This window comes from bacterium (assembly GCA_021372615.1).
Lineage (GTDB): Bacteria > Armatimonadota > Zipacnadia > Zipacnadales > UBA11051 > JAJFUB01.
Genome location: JAJFUB010000021.1, coordinates 91,445 through 107,139 on the forward strand (window position 1 = coordinate 91,445; position 15,695 = coordinate 107,139).

15 protein-coding genes are annotated in these 15,695 nt (G+C 67.9%); 11 read left to right on the top strand and 4 right to left on the bottom strand.

What is annotated here, in order from left to right; all coding sequences use genetic code 11:
- Positions 1-10 precede the first annotated feature (10 nt).
- From LLH23_03350 to thrS, 3 genes are all read left to right on the top strand, one after another.
- A complete protein-coding gene (locus LLH23_03350; protein ID MCE5237509.1) occupies positions 11-1,018 on the top strand; it encodes a hypothetical protein in 1,008 nt (335 codons plus the stop codon).
- Between the two features lie 153 nt (positions 1,019-1,171).
- On the top strand, positions 1,172-1,933 hold the full coding sequence (locus tag LLH23_03355; protein MCE5237510.1) for a hypothetical protein: 762 nt from the start codon (positions 1,172-1,174) through the stop codon (positions 1,931-1,933).
- A 292-nt stretch (positions 1,934-2,225) separates the two neighbouring features.
- Positions 2,226-4,226 (top strand): threonine--tRNA ligase, encoded by a 2,001-nt coding sequence (thrS, locus tag LLH23_03360; protein ID MCE5237511.1) that lies wholly within the window; start codon positions 2,226-2,228, stop codon positions 4,224-4,226.
- Positions 4,227-4,321: 95 nt separating this feature from the next.
- Here the strand turns inward: thrS and LLH23_03365 are convergent, their stop codons facing one another.
- Together LLH23_03365 and LLH23_03370 are read right to left on the bottom strand one after the other, a co-directional pair.
- On the bottom strand, positions 4,322-5,470 hold the full coding sequence (locus LLH23_03365; GenBank protein ID MCE5237512.1) for an NERD domain-containing protein: 1,149 nt from the start codon (positions 5,468-5,470) through the stop codon (positions 4,322-4,324).
- Between the two features lie 222 nt (positions 5,471-5,692).
- The gene (locus LLH23_03370; protein ID MCE5237513.1) at positions 5,693-6,604 is read right to left on the bottom strand and encodes an NERD domain-containing protein; all 912 of its coding nucleotides are present in this window, start codon (positions 6,602-6,604) and stop codon (positions 5,693-5,695) included.
- A gap of 222 nt (positions 6,605-6,826) precedes the next feature.
- On the opposite strand from LLH23_03370, the gene LLH23_03375 reads away from it, so the two are divergent.
- The 3 genes from LLH23_03375 (at position 6,827) to LLH23_03385 (ending at position 8,932) form a co-directional block, all read left to right on the top strand.
- Positions 6,827-7,555 carry a methyltransferase domain-containing protein gene (locus tag LLH23_03375; GenBank protein MCE5237514.1) on the top strand — a complete coding sequence of 243 codons (729 nt, stop codon included), beginning with the start codon at positions 6,827-6,829 and terminating at the stop codon, positions 7,553-7,555.
- Positions 7,556-7,630: 75 nt separating this feature from the next.
- Positions 7,631-8,071, top strand: coding sequence for a hypothetical protein (locus LLH23_03380; GenBank protein ID MCE5237515.1), 441 nt, complete (start codon positions 7,631-7,633; stop codon positions 8,069-8,071).
- 96 nt (positions 8,072-8,167) lie between these two features.
- The gene (locus tag LLH23_03385) at positions 8,168-8,932 is read left to right on the top strand and encodes a nucleoside phosphorylase (GenBank protein MCE5237516.1); all 765 of its coding nucleotides are present in this window, start codon (positions 8,168-8,170) and stop codon (positions 8,930-8,932) included.
- 39 nt (positions 8,933-8,971) lie between these two features.
- Here LLH23_03385 and LLH23_03390 read toward each other — a convergent pair whose 3' ends face one another.
- Positions 8,972-9,307, bottom strand: coding sequence for a hypothetical protein (locus tag LLH23_03390; GenBank protein MCE5237517.1), 336 nt, complete (start codon positions 9,305-9,307; stop codon positions 8,972-8,974).
- Between the two features lie 124 nt (positions 9,308-9,431).
- On the opposite strand from LLH23_03390, the gene LLH23_03395 reads away from it, so the two are divergent.
- From LLH23_03395 to LLH23_03415, 5 genes are all read left to right on the top strand, one after another.
- Positions 9,432-10,244 carry a hypothetical protein gene (locus LLH23_03395; GenBank protein ID MCE5237518.1) on the top strand — a complete coding sequence of 271 codons (813 nt, stop codon included), beginning with the start codon at positions 9,432-9,434 and terminating at the stop codon, positions 10,242-10,244.
- 24 nt (positions 10,245-10,268) lie between these two features.
- The gene (locus LLH23_03400; GenBank protein ID MCE5237519.1) at positions 10,269-11,048 is read left to right on the top strand and encodes an alpha/beta hydrolase; all 780 of its coding nucleotides are present in this window, start codon (positions 10,269-10,271) and stop codon (positions 11,046-11,048) included.
- Between the two features lie 112 nt (positions 11,049-11,160).
- Positions 11,161-11,979, top strand: coding sequence for a PrsW family intramembrane metalloprotease (locus LLH23_03405; GenBank protein ID MCE5237520.1), 819 nt, complete (start codon positions 11,161-11,163; stop codon positions 11,977-11,979).
- Positions 11,980-12,400: 421 nt separating this feature from the next.
- Positions 12,401-13,126 (top strand): DUF2270 domain-containing protein, encoded by a 726-nt coding sequence (locus LLH23_03410; GenBank protein MCE5237521.1) that lies wholly within the window; start codon positions 12,401-12,403, stop codon positions 13,124-13,126.
- Positions 13,123-14,067 carry an aldo/keto reductase gene (locus LLH23_03415; protein MCE5237522.1) on the top strand — a complete coding sequence of 315 codons (945 nt, stop codon included), beginning with the start codon at positions 13,123-13,125 and terminating at the stop codon, positions 14,065-14,067. The genes LLH23_03410 and LLH23_03415 overlap by 4 nt, the downstream gene beginning before the upstream one ends.
- 158 nt (positions 14,068-14,225) lie before the next feature.
- Here the strand turns inward: LLH23_03415 and LLH23_03420 are convergent, their stop codons facing one another.
- A complete protein-coding gene (locus LLH23_03420; protein ID MCE5237523.1) occupies positions 14,226-14,756 on the bottom strand; it encodes an HNH endonuclease in 531 nt (176 codons plus the stop codon).
- Between the last annotated feature and the right edge of the window lie 939 nt (positions 14,757-15,695).

Sequence of the window (15,695 nt, forward strand, 5' to 3'; positions counted from 1 at the left end):
GAGGCCCCCCATGCGTCGCTGCTCACTCCTTCTGGCCCTGCTCATTCCGGCGTTGGCCGCAGGCGCCGACCTGCCGACCTGGGACGCCCTGCCCGCCGCGCCCCGCTGGGAGCTGCAGATGCTCGGCGTCACCGATGCGGCCCGTCTCGCGCAGGCCCGCGCCGCTGTCTCCAAGCGCCTCGTGCGCGTGGCCCTCGTGGGCGAAGGGGGCCTGAGCCGCAAGGTCCTCCGTCCGCACCTGTATCCCGGCTGCACGATGGTCTACCGCACCGGGGGCGACTCCGGCCACGGCGCGCACGACACCGGCCAGATCGCCGTCATCCTCGACCTCCTCGGTGTCCTCGGCGTCCGCGTGCACCTGACCTCCTACCAGCCGCCCGACGACACCGCACAGCTCGCGGCCGCCTTCGCCGCCGCCGGGCAGGAAGCCGACCTCGTCGTCACCTACCACTCCTTCTGGGGCGATGACGTACACCTCATCAGCGACGCGATGGCCAGCCGGCCGGAGGCGCTCTTCCTCGCGCCCTACGGCGAGGTCGGCCAGCCGCGGACCTCGACCTCCATGCAGGCCCACTCGTACAAGCCGTGGGGTGGGGGCGTGGCGAACCTGTTCACGTGCGCGCCGCTGGCCCGCAAGTCCGACGGCCGCCTCCTGATCCCCTCACACCGCGACGCGGCGGACACGGAGATCATCAACCTGGTCGCCCCCTCGTACTATGCCAGCGGCCCGGGCGGTACATGCCCCTCGGTCGGCGTCGTAGCGGCTGTAGCGGCGTATGCATGTGCCGCGGCGCCATCGCGCCTGAGCTGCGGAACGCTGGCGCGGCTGTTGCACCAGAGCGTGTGCGTGGACGAAGCGGCGCTGACAGCGGCGCCACCGTTCACGGCGGAGCATGTCGCGAAGCTGCGGGCGTCACTGGCCACGCTGCAGGAGCCGGACGCGGGGCATGTGCGGAAGCTGGGTGCGGTCGGGGTGGTCTCGCTGTGGCGGGTAGACGGCCTACTCGCGAAGCGATAGCCGAGCGCGCACCGTCCCGCTCCATGCAGGAGATGTCAGCCTGGTCGACGAAATGGTAGCGAAGCGTTCCTCTGTGCGTGTCGGTTGCGGCGCGGGCGAGGCGCAGGGGGCGCCAGGACGGCAGAGCCAATCGAGACCTGCTAGGAGCACTCCATGCGAGACAAGAGACACCCCCTTGACATCATGGCGGAGCAACTGGAGACCCTCGCAGACAGTCCCGTTGCCGCTCAGGAAGCATCCCCCGACCACTGGGAGCTTCATTCCGCCACCGACGAGTCCGTCGGCGACTACCCTCAGGCGGTGCTCTCCGACCCCGACTTCGACTGGGGCGAGGCGGAGGGGCTCGGCCCCGACGGCTTCCCGGCAATCCCCATCCCGGGGATGAAGCTGCAGCGGAAGGCCCGCTGGACGGACGTGTTGAGCTCCAACCTCTGGCGGGGGGGACATCTTTTCAACGAGAAAGCACTGGCCGTGTTCAAGCAGTGCGACCTGGGCAACGTCCGCGAGTACCCGGTGGTGGTCCGCGGCAAGATGCTCTCTGCCCGCTCACTGACCTACCTGCACTTCCGGAACATCGTTGAGCCAACGGCGGTCGACTTCGAGCGATCCGAGTTCTACCTCGCCGACATACTCGGCATCCCGACAGGGCCGGTTGCCGTCAACTCGTTCGATGAATGGGAGGAGAAGACGCGGCAGGCCCGAGAGGGACAACTGGAGGGCTGCGAGGAGTTCAGCCAGATCGAGTACAAGCGGCTGTACTTCATGCCCGGCCAGACGCCCTCGGTGGACTACTTCAGACTCGCCCGCCTGGGGATAACGGTCTACATCTCCGCGCGCCTCAAGGACGCGATCCTGAGTTCCGGCCTCACCGGACTGGAGATCAAGCCGAACAAGAGGTTGTTCGCCAGTCCCTGAGGAGACAACCCGGCGCTGCACCTGCCCCGGCCTCCGGATGGACCGGCCCGGCCAGACCGTCCCGGCGCCTGGTTCGGCGAGAGGGGCGGCTTTACAGCCCCGCGGGCCCCTGATATAATGGCGCAATCATGAACGGCGTCTGCTGCCACAACGGGGGTTGCACTACGCCTGACGCATAGAGCGGCAGCGCTTCACGGCGTCTCATATTCCGTCACACCAGCCGCGTCCGGAAACCCTGACGCGGCTTTTTGCTGTGTACCTATCCCAACTCACATGGAATGGAGGTAGTCCCATGAGCGAGATGAGCGAGATCACGATCACGCTGCCCGATGGTTCACAGAAGCAGGTGGCTCGCGGGACCACCGCCCTGCAGGTCGCCGAGGGTATTGGCGCGCGGCTGGCCAAGGCCGCTGTAGCCGCCAAGTTCAACGACCAGGTCATTGACCTGAGCCGCCCCCTGCAAGGGGATGGCTCGCTCGCCATTCTCACCTTCAAGGACGCCGAGGGGCAGGATGTGTACTGGCACTCCGCCGCCCACATCATGGCCGATGCCGTGGTGCGGCTGTTCCCGCACGCCAAGCCGACGATCGGCCCGGCCATCGAGGAGGGCTTCTACTATGACTTCCACGTAGACCGGCCCTTCAACGACGAGGACCTCGAGCGCATCGAGGCCGAGATGCACAAGATCGTGGCGGCCGACGAGCCGTTTGCCTGCCACGCCGTCCCGGCCGCCGAGGCGAAGGCCCGGTGGGAGCAGGCGGGCAACGAGTACAAGGTCGAGCTGGTGGCGGACATCGTTGCCGGGGAGCTGGGCGAGGAGGCCCCGCGCGGCGCGGACAGCATCCGTGCCTTCGAGGCCGGCCATGCCGCCGACTACGACCGTGTGTCGGCCAGCATCTACGAGCACGGGAGCTTCGTGGACCTGTGCCGCGGGCCGCACGTCCCCTCGACGGGCGCCATCAAGGCCCTCAAGCTGACCTCGACCTCCGGCGCGTACTGGCGCGGCAGCGAGAACAACCCGATGCTCCAGCGCATCTACGGGATCGCCTTCCCCGACAAGAAGCTGCTGGATGAGTACGTCGAGAAGCTCGAGCAGGCCAAGGCGCGCGACCACCGCAAGCTCGGGCGCGAGCTGGACCTGTTCTCCTTCCACGAGGAGGCCGGGGCAGGGCTGCCGTACTACCACCCCAACGGGGCGATGCTGCGGCACCTGGTGACGGACTTCGCCACCAGGGAGCACCTCAAGCGCGGCTATGTGCTGCTGCGCACCCCGCACCTGATCAAGTCCGACATCTGGTACACCTCGGGCCACGCCCAGCAGGGCTACCCGATGTACTACACCGAGATCGAGGGGCAGTCGTACGGCATCAAGCCGATGAACTGCCCGGGCCACATCCTGATCTACAAGACGCACAAGCACAGCTACCGCGAGCTGCCGCTACGGTACTTCGAGCTGGGCACCGTGTACCGGCACGAGCGCTCGGGCGTGCTGCATGGTCTGCTGCGCGTCCGCGGCTTCACACAGGATGATGCCCACATCTTCTGCACGCCCGCGCAGCTCAATGACGAGATCATCGGCGTCATTGACTTCGCGAGCTACATGCTCAACACGTTCGGGTTCAGCGAGTTCCAGATCTACCTGTCCACGCGGCCGGAGAAGTCGGTCGGCAGCGACGAGCAGTGGGAGATGGCGACCAACGCGCTAGTCGGCGCCCTGAACCAGAAGGGCCTGTCCTTCGAGGTGGACGAGGGCGGCGGGGCGTTCTACGGCCCCAAGATCGACATCAAGGTCCGCGACGCCATCGGCCGCACCTGGCAGTGCGCCACCATCCAGTGTGACTTCACCCAGCCCGAACGCTTCGACGTGACCTACGTCGGCGAAGACGGCGGGGAGCACCGGCCGGTCATGATCCACCGCGTGGTGCTGGCCGGCATCGAGCGGTTCCTGGGCGTCATCATCGAGAACTACGGCGGGGCGTTCCCGGTGTGGCTGTCGCCGGTGCAGGCGCGCGTGCTGCCGATCACCGACAAGCAGCTCGACTACGGCGCCGAGGTGGCGAAGAAGCTGCGCGACGCCGGCTTCCGGGTGGAGCTGGATCAGAGCAACGCGACCCTCGGCGCGAAGATCCGCGACGCCGAGATGCAGAAGCTGCCGTACAGCCTGATCGTGGGCGCCAAGGAGGCCGAGGCCGGCACCGTCGCCGTCCGCCACCGCGAGGAGGGCGATCTGGGCCCGCAGTCGCTGGAGACGTTCATGGAGCGGCTGGCGAGCGAGAACGTGCCGGGGGCGTAACGACGACGGCATGCAGGATGGAAGGATAGAAGGATGGGGAGGATACGGCAACGTGTCCTCCCCATCGGCGCTTGTAGGAGCGGCCCCCGTGGTCGTCACCGGCGGCGTCCGCCGTCGGCAAAGAGCACTCTGAGCGCCACCATGAGGCCCACCAGTAGTGGCATCGGGCCACTGCTACAGATGCGCGCCAGCGCGGCAATCGGGTCGGCGGGGGAGGCGTGCCGGCTGAGCAGATGCAGTGTCAGATAGACCCCGCACACCACCAGCGCCACCGTGAGCAAGACGAGAGCCCGCCTGGCGAAGGGGAGCCACAGCCCCGGCGGGTCTGGCTCAGCCTCGGCCCGAGGGGCCACCTCTGTGGGCTCGCCGGCTACGGGCGCAGGCTGCGCGAGTGCCGGCCGGGGCGGCACCGGAGCCACGGTCACGGCGAGCGTCTCTCCGGGCTGTGTCAATCGCTCGTGCAGACACGCGCCGATCGCGTTCACCTGCTCGGGCGTCAGCACTGCCGGGGCCATGCCCAACTCGAGCACTGACCGCAGCTCGTGCGCCGGCATGACGGGGGTGGTTGTCTCCGTGCGCAGTTCCCCGCGTGTGAAGACGACCACAGAGCGCACCGGCGCCGGTACGCCGCACCTGGTCAGGTACCGGGCCAACGCCTGGCAGTGGTAGGCGTTCTGCTGCACGGGGTTCTCGCGGCGGTCCTTGACGACGCGGCCGGCGTAGAGCTTGACCTGCGTCCACGAGCGCTCGCCTTCCCGGCCATAGACGCGGCCTGCCCAGGCCTTCACCTCCAGGCATGTGACACCATCGGGCGCGACGACGACGATGTCTAGCTGGGTCCGACCGGCATCCGTGGGAAGCGTGAGGTCGTGGAGGAGCAGGACACTGTCAGGCAGCCGAGTCAGACAGGAGAGCACGTCGCGCTCGCCCTGCAGGCCGATGCGCCCGGTCTCGTCCAGGGAGTCTGCATAGGCCACGTCGGCGCGCCAGCGGCGACGGGGTGGTCGCGGCGTCGCTGGCACGGCCATGCCCGACAGCAAGGCCCACACCGAGAGCGCGGCGACCGCGAAGGCGCCGACGGGCAGAGAGAGGGGCAGCAGGCAGCTGACCAGCCCGACCCACACCAGCCACGGCACACGTTGCAGGCCCCGCGGCGGGGCCTTGGGGACGGTTGGCGGAGGCGGTACGGGTGGGAGGACGATGAACTCGTCGAGGCAGAAAGCGCGGCTCACGATCCTGGCCACGGAATACCCCCCTTGGGGACGGCGACGTGCGTGCGGCACATTGCGTCAGCAACCATGATAGGCGCAGCCCATCAAGATTGCCTCAGGAGTCGCGAGAGAATGAGTGTCCTGTCGGGACAATGTGCGCACGCACGACGCACCTAGGGGGTGTCACTACACGGCGCCGCGCCGCCCGATGAGGGAGGGCACCGGGCGGCGCGGGAGCCGGGAGGGGAGAGGGTGCTACCGAGACGCTCTGAGCGGCCGCATCGCGGCGGGAGGCTCCGCGATGGGGGCAACGTCGGCCGGCTCAGCCGCGTCGTTCGACGTCACCGGTGTCGCCGACACGAGCTTCCGCAACTGGTTGCCCAGGGCAGTGACCTCCTCGGGCGTCAGCGGCGTGGGCGACGGGTGCGCGGCGAGCAGGGACTTCAGGCCCGACGGCGTAATCGTCGGTGTGGTAGTGTTCGTGTGCAGGTCCGCCTCGGTGAAGACCACGGCGGGGGCCAGCTCCAGCCGCCGCCCCGCCGCCGTCAGGTAGCGCGAGAGGACCCGGCAGTGCTCTGCGTTGCGCGCGACGGGGTTCTCGCGCCGGTCCTTCATCGCATCCAGACCGTACTCCTTGACCTGCGTCCAGAACGGCTCGTCTTCCTGTCCGTAGATGCGCCCGACCCAGGGCTTGACCTCCAGGCACCACAGGCCGTGGGGCGTCACCACCACCAGGTCCGCCTGCATGGTGTCCGCGCCGCCCGGCAGGATCAGGTTGTGCAGCACGATGTGACTGTCGGGCAGTGCGGCCAGGCGACGGATGACGGCAATCTCGGCGCCCAGGGCCTTGCGCCCGGGCTCATCGCCCACGAGCGCGGGATAGTGCCAGGCCCCGCCGGCGCCCAGGCGCCGCCGTCGGTCCCGGCGCCGCATGGCGGCCGGCGTGGGCAATAAGGCCTCCCAGGCCGCGAAGCTCACCAGCGCAAATACGCCCAGCGGCAGGAAGGACCACAGCAGCAAGACAACCAGCCCCAGCCACAGAACGCGGGGGATGCTGTTCAGACGCTGCAACGGCGCCTCCGCCCAACGGGGCACGGCCAGGCGGGCCGGGGGCGGCAACGGTATCAGTTCATCGAGACCCAGGACCGAACTCACAATCCTGGCCATAGGGATTCCCCCTACCAGACGGTAGACTGCGACAGATATCATGAATAGGACGGCTACGCCTGATAGTGTACCTCGGAGCGCTCAATCGAGACGCAAGGCTACTTCAAGGAACGCCGGAGGTCTCACTCCGACGGCCACGGTTCGGAGCCTTGCCGGGCGCCGCCCTCGCGCTATACTGAGGCTACAGCAGGTACCTCAACTCACCGGTGCGAAGGCATTCCCATGCTCACCGACCAGCAGGACGCTTACGGCCATCTGATCCAGGATGCGGTTCGCGGGCTGGACTCGTATGAGGTGGATGAGCGTGATGACGGGTATGTCGGGGTCGGCCCCGCCAGCATGTACGTCGCGCCCTTCGACCAGTGGCCCGCCCACCAACAGCGCGCCACGGGCTTCGCGCAGGGGCGCGTGCTGGACATCGGCGCCGGCGGGGGACGGCACTGCCTGCACCTGCAGGAGCAGGGGCATGACGTGCTGGCGACGGACAGCTCGCCGCTGGCCATCCAAACCTGCCACGAGCGCGGCGTCAAGCACGCCCAGGTCGTCCCCATCACCGCCCTTTCCTCGCGCTTCGGCGTCTTCGACACCGTCCTGATGCTGGGCAACAACTTCGGGCTGTTCGGGAGCTTCACCCGCGCCCGCTGGCTGCTGCGGCGCTTCCGCGGCTTCACCTCGCCCCATGCCCGCATCATCGCCGAAAGCACTGATCCCTACCAGACCACCGCGCCGGAGAATCTCGCGTATCATCAGCGCAACTTCAAGCGCGGGCGCATGGGCGGGCAGATCCGCCTGCGCATCCGCTTCCGCGCCTATGCCACGCCGTGGTTCGACTACTTGCTGGTATCGAAGGCGGAGATGGAGCGGATTGTGGAGGGGACGGGGTGGCGGGTCGTCGAGTACCTGGACTCGCCAGGGCCGACGTACATCGCGATCATTGGGCGGACTGCCTGACGCGAGCGCACGAAGGTGACATCGGTGCTCGCTCAGGCAGCGCCCCGACCGTCACACACCAAGGAGGGAACGGCCATGCGCGTGTCACAGAACCTGCTGTTCAGCGGTACGGCGCCGGGAGAGGAGGACCCGAACCTGCCGGCCGGCGAGTCCATCGCGCAGATGATCGAGCGCGGGTTGCAGGCGCGTTCGTGGACCATCGTCGAGCCCACCGACCTGGGGGACCATAGCCTCTGGACCGTAGGCTGCAAACGGGAATCCGCCGAACTCGAGATGACTCTCGCTGCGACCTTGGAGAAGGATCTGTGGATGCTGCAACTGGCAGCCTCCTACATCCCGGGTCTCATCGCGCGCTGGCGCCACAAGGAGCCCTCGGCCACTCCCGAGGATGTCTTCAGCCTGGCCCAGGACATCCACGCGATCCTGTTCGCGTCGGGCGAGTTCCGCGACCCGAAGTGGTGCTGGGACAACTTCCCGAGCGACGAGATCGCGTCGCCGACGCCACCCGCTCCGTGAGTGTCGGCGGAACATGTAGGCATCCGCCAGCCCTGGGCGTCCCGGGCACCGAGTCCACATGCCTGTCACCGAACGCACTGCAGTGAGGCCCAGAGCATGAACAGCACCTACCCCATCCTGGAGTTCGATCCCGCGCCCGAGGCGCTGCTGGAGCCGTCGAAGCTGCTGGCGACGCGGGACGTGCCCGAGCACTGCGTGCTCTGCTTCTTCCGCGAGGTCATCCAGGCGCTGCAGGACCAGCACGGGGCCCGCGAGGTGACGTGCCTGCGCAGCGAGATGGGCACCCACCCGCTCTATGAGCTAACCGTCCAGGGGCGGCGGCTGGGCGTCTATCACCCCGGCATCGGCGCGCCGATGGCCGCGGCGTCGCTGGAGGAACTCATCGCCCTCGGCTGCCGCAAGTTCATTGCCTGTGGCGGGGCCGGCGTGCTGCAGCCTGACATCGCGGTGGGCCATCTCGTCGTCCCGACCGCCGCCGTGCGCGATGAGGGCACATCGTACCACTACCTGCCGCCAGGCCGCGAAGTGGCCGCGAGCGCTACCGCGGTGGCCGCCATCGAGGCGACGCTGACAGCCAATGAGTGCGAGTACGTCCTGGCCAAGACCTGGACGACCGATGCCTTCTACCGCGAGACCCCGGCCAAGATCGCGCACCGCCGCGAGGAGGGGTGTGTGACGGTCGAGATGGAGGCGGCGGCGTTCTTCGCGGTGGCGCAATTCCGCGGCGTGCCACTGGGGCAAGTGCTGTACGGCGGCGACGATTGCAGCGGCGACACCTGGGACCACCGGAGCTGGCACCGGCGCGAGGGAGTGCGCGAGCGGCTGTTCTGGCTGGCTGCGGAGGCGTGCCTGAGGCTGTAGGCGCTACACGGGGGGACGGCTCCGAACCGGATCGGGCGGCTACGACCGCTGCCATTCCTCGAGTTGCTGGTAGTCGCGGTACTGCTGCCACTCGGCGCAGGCCTGCTTGAGCAGCAAGCCGACCACGACCATCGCCAGGAAGATGCCCGCCATCAGGTAGACACTGTGCCAGGCCTGCTGCGTGGCCTGGGCGGAGGGGTCCAGCATGGCCTCCGGGGGACGCATCAGGTACTGAGTCAGTGCCTCCAGGACCCCGGCCCTGTGGAGATGGCGCCAGCCGCCGAGGTCGAGCACGAAAGCGTGCAGCATGCCCACCAGGAGGCACACCTCGGTGGCGAACAAGACGACGATACGCCGCCGCAGGCTTCGGCCCACGGCGGCTAACTCGGGAGGGAGCATGTTGGGTACCCGCTATGGCTTCGCTTTCCTCATGTTAGCAGTCGTCCCTCAAGGTCGTCTCACGAGTCGGCGAAGAAGTGCTGTGCTGGGGGCGCTCCTCATGGCGAGCGGGCTGCTGTCCGTTGCCGTGGCCCAGCCCCCCGTCCCTCCCGGCGCGGCGGCGCTGGGGTACACCCGGTGCGTCATCAACGAGCGCCCCGCGGTCGCCGACATCGCGCCCGGCAAGGATGGCGACTACAAGTGGTTCAGCGGGCAGTGGTATTCGCAGCAGCCGCCATCGCTCGACCACTACGCCATGCAGGACGGCGTGCTGGCGCTCAGTCTCGGCGGCGACCTCGTGAGCGTCGCGCGCGACTTCCCCGGGGGGAAACTGCCCTTGCTGCCGGGGATTGACGGCTTCTACGTGGAGTTCGAGGTGCGGCTGTCGGACAACGACCCCGACCACTGGCCGGCCGTGTGGCTCATGCCCGCCGAGCACAGCGGCAAACAGCAGGACCACTACGCGGGTGACCCGCCGGGCTTCGAGCGCTGGATGGAGCTGGATGTGGATGAGGGGGGCTTTGGGCCGGGGCTGACGGGCACGGTGCATAGCTGGACCGGGATCTGGAAGGGAGCCCCGCCCTACCAGCGCGAGATGAATCACAACAATGTGTCCAAGGTGCCGCTGGACCGCAGCCAGAAGCACACCTTCGGCGCGAGCTACGACCCGGTGCGCCAGCAGGCGACGTGGTGGGTGGATGGCGAGCAGCAGATGAGCGCGGGCTACCCCTACGTACCGGGGGTGGCGGCCAAGCAGCACTTCTATCTCATCATGAGTGCCCAGACCCACGGCGCCCGGAAGCCGTACCAGATGTTCGTCAGCGCGGTGCGCGCGTTCGTGCCGCCGAGTTCAGCCTTGCCGGCAGTGTCCTGACCACTCTACCGAATCGGAGCGACTATGACCCGCTACGACAACCTGCCCTACTCCACCTACCACCAGGATCGCCGAGTGATGGATGTCTTCCTCCCCGACGCGCCCAACGGCGCCGGCATCCTGTTCGTCCACGGCGGGGGCTGGAACCGCGGGCAGAAGGACGGCTGGCATCCGGTCATGGAGCACTTCTGCGGCCTGGGCTATGCCTGCGCCACGGCCGAGTACCGGCTGTGTCCGCAGGTGACGCTCGTGGGGATCATCGAGGATGTGCGGCTGGCGATGTGCTTCGTGCGAGAGCGGGCCGAGGAGTGGGGCTGTGACCCGGGACGCATCGCCGCGTACGGCTCCTCGGCGGGCGGGCACCTGGTGGGGCTGCTGGCGACCATTGGGCCGGGCGATCCGCTGGGGGTGACTGACGAGTTGACAATCCGCGACACCGTGCCCCAGGCGGTGGCCGCCATGAACCCGGCGCTGTCGCTGTCACGGCTGCGGCCGGACCTGGTGCCCGAGGAGATGCTGACGGGCTGGCCGGCGCAGGTCGGGTCACCCGAGCCGGAGGAGCGTGTGAGGGGAGGCGAGCCGCCCTTTCTCATCGTCGTGGGCGACCTGGACGAGACCACGCCTCTGGCGATGCAGGAGGCAGCGGCGGAGGCTCTGCGAGCGCACGACGTGCCGGTGGAGTTGGTGGTCGTGCCCGGGGCCGTGCACGGCGCGTTCTACGGCGTGACGTCGGAGGTGCAGCAATTCGCCCTGCCGCACATTGAGGGGTTCCTGCAAAGGACGCTGGCAGTCGCGGCGCAGTGAAGCCGCGCTCCTACGGCGCCCGACAGGAGTGTCGGGCGTACCCATGGCGCTCTAGCGGCGCCGGTTTGTGCTTGCCACCAGCCCGCCCGCCCTGCTAAGCTCTTCGCCAACCATGTCCCCCTTGCTCATCCTGGCCGTCGCCATCGGGCCGTGCCTGTTCTGGCTGTGGTTCTTCATCCGGCGCGACCGGCTGGAGCCTGAGCCGCAGGCGCTGGTCGCGCGTCTGTTCTTCCTCGGCTGCGCTTCCGTCATCCCGGCGGCGTTGCTCGAAGCGCCGATCCCCGCGCCGCTGGATGCCATCCTCGGCGCCCCGGTGATCGAGGAGCTCACCAAGCTCCTGGTCGTGTACCTGTTCATCTACCGCCACGTCGAGTTCGATGAGCCGATGGACGGGATCACCTATGGCGTGTCGTGCGCGCTGGGCTTCGCGACGGTGGAGAACCTGTTCTATGTGGCCGGGGCAGCGGAGAAGACCGTGGGGCTGGCAGTGGTGAGGGCGTTGCTGTCGGTGCCGGGTCATGCGCTGTGGGCGGTGCTATGGGGGTACGGCCTGGGTCGGATGAAGTTCGTCCGTGGCCCGTCGGCGCAGGGCTTCCTGTGGGCCGGGGTCGCGCTGGCCATGGCGTCCCACGCCGCCTTCAACTTCACCTGCACGCTGGCGAACTGGCAAAGCGGGATCGCGTTGGTGTTGCCACTGCTGGCCATCCTCGGCTGGGTGGCGGCCAACCGGCGCACGCGCGACGCGCTGATGCGCGGGCCGCTGCGGCCGGGGGCCATGCCACTGGGGGCCCCAGGCTGGCACCGCCCGGCCCCGCCGGCGCCCCTCCCGACACCGCCCCCTCCGCCGCCGCACATGCTCACTCCCCCTCCGCCGCCGCATGAGGCGCCATTGCCCTCACCCCCACCCTCGCCGTCCGAGGAACTGGACTGACCTGTAGCGCGTGGGGGGTGGGTCGTGGGCTGGTGGCCGGCCTGCGGGCACACAAAAAAACAGCCAGGTCGGTTGTGGGAGAGGAACCGGACCTGGCTGTTTGTGCTCCACCGGGACTATGGCATAAAGTTCTTTTCGGCGGAGCCCGTCAGCCTCTAGCCTGGGCGCAAGTCGAGGGGGCAGAGGAAGGCTAGAGGCCGAACTGAGGGCTGAGTGCGAGTGTAGCTATGTATAAGCTACGGTCGGTAAAGCTGCACAACCCTGTATCACATACTATAGCGGCCACAGTACCCTCTGTCAACCCCCTATTTCGGTGCAATTTCGGCGCTGGAATCGCCACCCTTCCGCGGGCAGGTGCTCGCCTGTGGCGCGGCCAATCCTCCGCTGGTAGGTGACCGCCTGAGACCTGCCAGGTGAGGCCATGAGCGACCCCCGCGAACTGCCCTACGAGCAGTACGGGCACGAGTTCACGCACGCTGAATGGATGCAACTGATGATCCACTACTACCGGGGCGAGATGAACCGGGCCACCGTGTGGCGGCAGCGCCTGGATGTCACCACCAACTGGGCGGTCGGCGCCACCGCCGCCATGCTGACTGTGATCCTCGGCAGCAGGGAGATGCCGCATGTCGCCATCGTGCTGCCCGCGGCGATCGTCGTCATCATGCTGCACATCGAGGCGCGGCGCTACCTGTACTACGATCTATGGCGGTCGCGGCTGCGGATGCTCGAGCGCGGGCTGATCGCGCCGGCTCTGTGGCGCGAGGTGGCGCAGCGGGAGATCGAGCACGAGGTGGACTGGCGCCGCAAGCTGGCCGAGGACATGCACCGCGCACGGTTTCACATGCCGTACTCGGAGGCCTTTGGGCGGCGGCTGCAGCGCAACTACACCTGGCTCTTCCTGCTCAACTACGGAGCCTGGCTGCTGAAGCTGGCGATCTGCCCGCAGACGGCGCTGTGCGCGGGCGATCTCGTCCGGCACGCGGCCCTGGGGCCGGTGCCGGGGACGGTGGTGCTGATCGGCGCCACACTGCTGCTGATCGTGTGCTTCGCCCTGGGACCAATCCTGACGCGCCACCGCCATGCGCGCGGTGAGGCGCTGCCTTATGTGTCTGAGCAGGACACCGAAAGGTGGGGTATCGTATGAGCATGGGGTACCGTCAACTGGGCACGACCGACCTGACCGTGTCCGAGATCGGCTTCGGCGGCTGGGCCATGGGCAAGCTGTTCTGGGGCGACGACGTGCAGGACAGCGAAACGACAGCCGCCATCCACCGGGCGCTGGACCTGGGCCTCACGCTCTTTGACACCGCCCCGGTCTATGGTGACGGCCACAGCGAGTGCGTCCTGGGCGCGGCGCTCGGGGCGCATCGGGCCGAGGTCGTGGTCGCCACCAAGTGTGGCCGTGTGCGCAACGCGGAGGGGAAGCTCTACAATGACTCGCGGCCCGAGAGCATTCGGGGCGAGTGCGAGCAGTCGCTGCGCAATCTGCAGACCGACGTCATTGACCTGTACCAGGTGCACTGGCCCGACGAGCAGGTCCCGTTCGAGGACACCATGGCGGCGCTGATGGCCCTGCGCGACGAGGGCAAGATCCGCCACATCGGCTGCTCGAACTTCACCGTGGCGATGATGCAGCGGATGATTGCGGCCGGGAAGCTGGCGTCACTGCAGCCGCCCTACAGCCTGTTGCGTCGGGGCATCGAGGACGAGATTCTGCCCTTCTGTCGCGAGCAGGGGCTGGGGGTGCTGTGCTACAGCCCGTTGCAGCGGGGGCTGCTCACCGGCAAGTACCGGCCCGGCGCGACCTTCCCCGAGACCGACAGCCGCAGCCGCGACCCGCTGTTTGGTGAGGAGAAGCTGGCGCGGATTGCCGCCGCGGTGGATGAGATGGCGGCGATGGCGTCGGCCTACGGGCGCACGCCTGGCCAGATGGCCGTGGCGTGGGTGCTCAACCAGCCCGGGGTGTCGGTGGCGCTGTGGGGAGCCAAGCGGCCGGAGCAGATCGAGGAGTGCACGGGGGCGGCCGGGTGGAAGCTGACGGCGGACGAAACGACACGGCTGGAAGGACTGTTCGACGGCATCTAGGAGCCGGTAGTGCGGGCGAGGAACGGGTAGTGCGGGCTTCCAGCCCGCCCGAGACAATGAGAGAGGCCGATGATCGGTGCGATCATCGGCCTCGTTGTTGCTGCGGTTCACATCGCGGAGCGACGCAGGCACGCCTACGATGCGGGCACGCGCGAGGCTCAGGCCTCGACCAGGTGCGGGGCGAAGGGCTCCAGGTAGTCGCGCCAGAGCGGGTTCTTGGCTGCCGCGGTGAACGTGGCGTACGACAGGTAAGGAATGAACCGCGGCCGGCGCGGCTTGCGGATGAGCTTCATGTCCGCCTCGCGCGGGGTCTTGTTGCCCTTCTTGTTGTTGCATTTGAGGCAGCAGGCGACCAGGTTGTCCCACGTGGACTGGCCGCTGCGGTCGCGCGGGATGACGTGGTCAATCGTCAGGTCGCGGGACACGTGGCCGCAGTACTGGCAGGTGTGGCTGTCGCGGGCCAGAATGGCCCGGCGCGACAGCTTTAGCTCCGGCAGCGGCCGGCGGATCGGGTAGGCCAGCCGCACGACTGTGGGCAGCACCATCTCGCTCTGTGACGACCGCACCACCTGCGCCCCGTGCTCCAGGGCAATGGCCTTGCCCAGGCACAACAGGGCGACCGCTCGACGCCAGCTACAGACGTTGAGCGGCTCGTAATTCTGATTCAGTACCAGTACCTGACCCTTCATGATCGTGCTCTCAAAACAGGCGATGCCGGAAAACGAAAGACCCGCGGACTCAAGAGTCGCGGGCCTGCGGTGCCTGGGGGCTCAGCGGACAGAACTCGAAGAGCGCCTGTATGCGGAAATAGGCAGCCCGGTTCCGGTCCGCTCCCGTACTCTTGACGTGTTGTCCGGCCGATAGACGCAAAATTCGGTCTCCCTTGTGCAGCTAAGGAAGTGCTACTCCACCATCCGGCGAGTTTAGCAAACTTGTGTTCGTAGTGTCAAGATGGTGGGAAGCGGGGTGTGACTCTTGGTTGTCGGCTGGTGGCCTGGGGCGCAGAGGTCTGGCGGGGCGGGAGTCGTGGCGTCCGCAGGACGCTCGGCGGTGCGCAGCACCGCCCCTCAGCCCGGCGTTTCAACGCCGGGGAAGAACGCCCCCTCTCCCTAGAAGTGCCTTCCGTCCGCAGGACGATTGGCCGCAGGCCCGTCTCGGGCGCAGACGTCTGCCGGGCGTTCCGACGATCGTCCTGCGGACGGAACGGGACGACCGCAAGAAGAGGCAGAGGGGCCGCGACGTCCCGGACGCTGAAGCGTCCGGCTGGGGTGCGGTGCTGCGCACCGCCAACCGTCCTGCGGACGGAACGGCCGCCATCCGGAGCACCGCCAAGCGCCCTGTGGGCGGAACCGTCGCCATCCTCAGCACCACCGACCGTCCTGCGGGCGGGAAGACCCCCGTGGCATCTAGTGTTCTGTCAATAAAATACCGATACAGTTAGGAAAGGATCTCGGAGTCGCTGTAGAATAGGCAGAGCATCACCGCGAAGGAGTGATGCATGCCTGGCCCACGCGCCGTCCCGATTGTCCTATCCGACGCTGATCGTGCGCACCTTGAGAAGACCGTTCGTCAGCAGACCGCGCCGCAACGCATGGTGTTGCGCAGCCGCATTGTGTTGCTGGCTGCCG

What these genes read in the sequence shown, in the direction of transcription:
- LLH23_03375 (MCE5237514.1), top strand. Translation starts at nt 6,827, where the DNA reads ATGCTCACCGACCAGCAGGACGCTTACGGCCATCTGATCCAGGATGCG.
- LLH23_03400 (MCE5237519.1), top strand. Translation starts at nt 10,269, where the DNA reads ATGACCCGCTACGACAACCTGCCCTACTCCACCTACCACCAGGATCGC.
- LLH23_03410 (MCE5237521.1), top strand. Translation starts at nt 12,401, where the DNA reads ATGAGCGACCCCCGCGAACTGCCCTACGAGCAGTACGGGCACGAGTTC.
- LLH23_03370 (MCE5237513.1), bottom strand. Translation starts at nt 6,604, where the DNA reads ATGGCCAGGATTGTGAGTTCGGTCCTGGGTCTCGATGAACTGATACCG.
- LLH23_03385 (MCE5237516.1), top strand. Translation starts at nt 8,168, where the DNA reads ATGAACAGCACCTACCCCATCCTGGAGTTCGATCCCGCGCCCGAGGCG.
- thrS (MCE5237511.1), top strand. Translation starts at nt 2,226, where the DNA reads ATGAGCGAGATGAGCGAGATCACGATCACGCTGCCCGATGGTTCACAG.
- LLH23_03415 (MCE5237522.1), top strand. Translation starts at nt 13,123, where the DNA reads ATGAGCATGGGGTACCGTCAACTGGGCACGACCGACCTGACCGTGTCC.
- LLH23_03420 (MCE5237523.1), bottom strand. Translation starts at nt 14,756, where the DNA reads ATGAAGGGTCAGGTACTGGTACTGAATCAGAATTACGAGCCGCTCAAC.
- LLH23_03395 (MCE5237518.1), top strand. Translation starts at nt 9,432, where the DNA reads ATGGCGAGCGGGCTGCTGTCCGTTGCCGTGGCCCAGCCCCCCGTCCCT.
- LLH23_03380 (MCE5237515.1), top strand. Translation starts at nt 7,631, where the DNA reads ATGCGCGTGTCACAGAACCTGCTGTTCAGCGGTACGGCGCCGGGAGAG.
- LLH23_03355 (MCE5237510.1), top strand. Translation starts at nt 1,172, where the DNA reads ATGCGAGACAAGAGACACCCCCTTGACATCATGGCGGAGCAACTGGAG.
- LLH23_03405 (MCE5237520.1), top strand. Translation starts at nt 11,161, where the DNA reads ATGTCCCCCTTGCTCATCCTGGCCGTCGCCATCGGGCCGTGCCTGTTC.
- LLH23_03350 (MCE5237509.1), top strand. Translation starts at nt 11, where the DNA reads ATGCGTCGCTGCTCACTCCTTCTGGCCCTGCTCATTCCGGCGTTGGCC.